Genomic DNA, 2,779 nt, shown 5'->3' on the forward strand with positions numbered 1-2,779 from the left:
CGCACGGTGCGGCCGGCCGGCGAGAGGCGGACCGCGGCCGAGGAGAGCCGCTCGGCGGCCACCTCGGCGAGCAGGGCGGCCGGTTCGGCCCGGCCGACGACGCGCACGACGCCGAAGGCGGTGCCGGGCAGTGCTGCGCGCAGCGAGGTGTCGAACCCGCCCAGGGCCTCCGCCACGGCGCCCTCGGGCACCAGCACCTGGATCCGCGCGGCGGCACGGGAGGCCGTCATGGCCCGGACGAGGAGGAAGACCGAATCGATGCCCAGGTCCGGGCGTTCGGGCCGGAGCAGCGGCCACTGGTGCACGATCCGGTCCGCGCCGGTGGCCAACAGCCGTACGTAGTCCTCGGCCTCACCCGGGCGGATGGTGACGGTGGAGCCCTCGTCGGCGTACGCGGATCCGGCTCGTACGGTGACGGCGCCGGGGACCGGCAGGTCTCCGAAGACCAGCACCCGGCCCGGGTGCGGTGCGGCGGGCGGCACGGGCTCGGCCACCCAGGAGGCCGTGAACAGGCTGACGGGCGCCGGGACGGCAGCGGTCGCAGTCGCGGTCGCGGTCGCGGTCGCCGGGACCGTCGCCTGCTCGGCGGCGGGCGCTCCGTCGGTGAACCAGTAGCGGTCCGCGGCGAAGGGGTACGACGGCAGCGATCGCAGCCGCGGCTTCCAATCCCACCGGGCGGACCAGTCGACCGCCGCGCCGCGCACCCACGCGGCGGCGGTCTCCTCGTCGCCGTGCCCGTCGAACGGCGTCCGGTCGGCGTGCCGTTCGACGCGTCCCCGGTGGACGCCGGAGAGGTCCCCGTCGAGGAAGCGGCGGAGGGTGTCCACCGCCTGTTCCCCCGAGTCCGCGACGAACGCCAGGCGTTCGGCGTGTTCCGCCCGGCCGGCCTGAAGGGTGTGGGCGGTTCCGGCGAGGTCGTGCTCCCAGGTTTCCCGGGTGCCGAGGAGGGACAGCGCCATGGCTTTCAGCCGCTCCGGATCGCGGGCCGAGAGGACGAACACGGCCGGCGAGGAGTGCCCGGCCGGAGGCTCGTCGGCCGGGTACTCCTCCAGCACGACGTGGGCGTTGACCCCGCCGTAGCCGAAGGAGCTGACCCCGGCGCGGCGCGGGACACCCGGCGCGACGGGCCTCCAGTCCCGGGCCTCGACCGCGATCTCGCAGGCCGTGCCCTCCAGCGCCAGGTGGGCATTGAGTTCCGGACCGTGGGGGTCGCCGGTGATCCGCCCGTGGCGCATCGACAGCAGTACGCGCAGTACGGCGGCGATGCCCGCCGCCGGTTCGAGGTGGCCGATGGAGTTCTTCAGGGCTCCCAGGGCGCAGTGCGGGGCGGCCGGGGCCGGGTGGCCCCAGTCGCGGTAGAGCTCGGTGAAGGCCTGGCGCAGGCCGTTGGTCTCGGCGGGGTCGCCGATGACCGTGCCGGTGCCGTGGGTCTCGATGTACCCGATGGTCGCCGGGTCGACGCCCGCCTCGCGGTGGGCGCGCACGATCACCTCGGCCTGGCCGCGCGGGTTCGGCGCGGTCAGCGAGTTGGAGCGTCCGCCGTGGTTGACGGCGGTGCCGCGCAGGACGGCGAGTACCGGGTTGCCGTCGGCGCGGGCCCGGCTGAGCCGCTTGAGCACGACGGCCCCGACGCCCTCGCCGCGTACGTACCCGGCGGCGTCCCGGTCGAAGGCCCGGCCCACCCCGTCGGGGCTGAGCATGCCCGCCCGTTCGAGGGAGGCGAAGGTGACCGGGGACAGCATGAGGCTGACACCGCCCGCGACGACCGTGTCGCAGTGTCCGAGCCGCAGGGCCTCCGCGGCGCGGTGCAGGGCCACCAGGGAGCTGGAGCAGGCCGTGTCGACGGGTTCGCTGGGACCGCGGAGGTCGAGGTGGTAGGAGATGCGGTTGGCCAGCATGGAGGGGGTCAGGCCGGTCGAGGAGTAGGCGTCGGTGGCCGTGTGCGAGCGCTGTACGAGCTCGGCGTACTCGGACGCTCCGACGCCGACGAACAGTCCGGTGTCGGTGCCGGCGAGCCGGGTCGGGTCGATGCCCGCGTGCTCCAGCGCCGACCAGACGGTGCTCAGCAGCAGCCGCTGACGGGGATCCATCCAGCGGGCCTCGCGTGGCGAGATGCCGAAGAACAGCGGGTCGAAGCGGTCGATGCCCGGCATGAAGCCGGCCCGGGTGATCCGGGTCCGGTCGGGGTACAGGGCCGGGTCCCCGTAGTGGGCCTGGCTGTCCCAGCGGTCGGCGGGCACCTCGGAGAAGAGATCGCCGCCCTTCTGGAGGGCCGCCCAGAACTCGTCCAGGTCGCGTGCGCCGGGCAGGATGCCGGCCATGCCGACGATCACGACGGGATCGTCCTCGGCCGTCCGGTCCGCCGTGGGGCCGGCCGGGAGGGTCAGGGCGGTGTCCGGGTGCTCGCTCTCCAGCCACGAGGCGAGTGCGAGGGGCGTGGGCGTGGCGAGCAGTTGGTCGGGGCCGACGGGCACGCCGAAGGCGTTGGAGACCTCGTCGGCGAGCCGGATCAGGCCGAGGGAGTCCAGGCCGTGGTCGTGGAAGGAGCCCGCCGGGTCGAGGTCGGCGGGTGCGTAGCCGCTGGCCGTACCCAGCAGGGCCAGGACGGTGTCCCGGAGCAGGGCGCCGCGGGCGACGCCGGCCGGGGCCTCGGCGGCCGTCGCGGCCACGGCGGCGCGCGGCGCGGGCCGTGGCCTCGTACGTTTCGGAGGGCTGCCGGGGGCTACTTCATGCCCGCGGTGGCGATGCCCTGGGTGAAGTGCCGCTGGAGCGCGATGAA

General features: G+C 75.2%; 1 protein-coding gene. It reads right to left on the reverse strand.

Going from position 1 to position 2,779, the window contains the following annotated elements:
• Nucleotides 1–2,669: beta-ketoacyl synthase N-terminal-like domain-containing protein (locus ABZY11_RS43750; protein WP_356484511.1), on the reverse strand; the 2,669-nt coding region annotated here is incomplete at its 3' end.
• Between the last annotated feature and the right edge of the window lie 110 nt (nucleotides 2,670–2,779).

The organism is Streptomyces sp. NPDC006510 (assembly GCF_040611955.1).
In the GTDB taxonomy this organism is placed as follows: domain Bacteria; phylum Actinomycetota; class Actinomycetes; order Streptomycetales; family Streptomycetaceae; genus Streptomyces.